At 40.1% G+C, this 1,598-nt stretch carries 1 protein-coding gene; it reads left to right on the forward strand.

Going from position 1 to position 1,598, the window contains the following annotated elements:
* Window positions 1–241: 241 nt before the first annotated feature.
* On the forward strand, window positions 242–1,465 hold the full coding sequence (locus AC0QH1_RS02375; RefSeq protein WP_324629186.1) for an O-antigen ligase family protein: 1,224 nt from the start codon (window positions 242–244) through the stop codon (window positions 1,463–1,465).
* Window positions 1,466–1,598: the final 133 nt, after the last annotated feature.

A 1,598-nucleotide genomic window follows, 5' to 3' on the forward strand; every position in this document is an offset into this window, starting at 1 on the left:
CAGACCCGATGAGCATGGGAATTATTATGATATTGCTAAAGCGTTTATTTGGAGAGTGGTAGACCCCGATCCAAATACTCTGAAGGGTCGTAACTGGTTGTGAACCGAATATTCTGTAGTAGAAGTTCAATACCCTACCCAAACTCTGTTAGTGATGCTCTACTTTCTTTTGAAGATAAAAAGAATTGCGATCGAAACAGCTAAAAATATTTTTTACCCCCATTCAGTTCTTTTCAATCCCATGATTTTCTTGGGTTTACTTCTTGCTACCTTACTGGCACCTCTGCGGATTCTTCCTGGCAACAATCGGATTGATATTGTATTAATCCCCATTGCAGCAGTGGGGTTAATCTTAACTCATCGCTCCATCATTCCCGAAGTTTTAAAAAACAATCGCTACTTAGCGATCGCCTTGAGCTTATTTTTCGCTTGGATTTGGGTCGTCGTGGGATGGAGCGATCGCCCAGGTATTGCGATAAAATACAGCTTACTTTATTCGATATACATTCTCGTTTTCTGCTCCCTATTCCTCGTCAACCATTCAAATCGGCACAATCCCAAGCAGCGAAAAATCTATCATCTGCTAATCTTTTACTTTCTCATAGCATTGGCAGTATTTGGAATTATAGAATACTTTTTTCCAGACTTATTTATTTTTCACATTCTTGGCTCTCTAAAATATCTCAACCACTATCCTCGGGTGAGTTCTTTGGTGCAAAACCCGAATCAATTTGGCGTATTGATGTCCCTCGCTGTGGCGCTGACGCTGTGTTTGAGACAACAACATTTTATTAATCCCCTAGAATTTTGCCTGGGACTTATTTTACCTATCACTGCAGATTCATTATCTGCCAGTCGCAATGGATGGATTATTTTAGGGTTGGCAATTGTTTTGGGATGGTTTTATAAACTGATTAACCGAAAAGAGTTTCTTGTCTTAATATTATTTTGGTTAATTACCCTGTTAATCTTTCCGGTTTCTACCTATCGGCTGGGAATAACGGACAATCCGGTTTTTCCGGTGATGCAGTGGGTGGGAGAAAATCAGTCAGAAGTAGCAAATTCTATTCCTAATCCAACCAGTACGGCATTGTCGAGAACGTTTCTTTGGAAAGCCGCGATCGCAGAAACCCTTCAGCATCCTTTCACCGGAATTGGCTTGGGAGTTTATGCGGAAGAAGTTGGGCGAAGGGTGTTCGGACGGATTGGATTTAACGCACATAATATCTTTTTAAACATTTCCGCAGAAACCGGCATCACAGGATTGTTAATTTTTAATAATTTGCTGTTAGCATTTTTTGGAAAAGCCAATTTAAGAAAAGCCTTTGGTGGTATGTTTTTAATTTTAATTTTAACGTCACAGTTACCGGATTTTTTTATTGGAGATCCGACCTTTACGAGCATAACGCTGTATTTTATTGCCTTAGCTTGTAACACCTCATTGGAGTCAGAGAACTATGAGTAGAGACTAGAAACTCGGTTTCTTATCTTAATAGGTCACAATCGTAAATTGTATCGAAAAAAAATTGGGTTCTCAAGGTCGTAAAGCTTCTTGCATGAAAGCGATCGCCCTCCCAAATCACCCACAGCGCGATCGC

Source organism: Phormidium sp. CCY1219, from assembly GCF_055795085.1.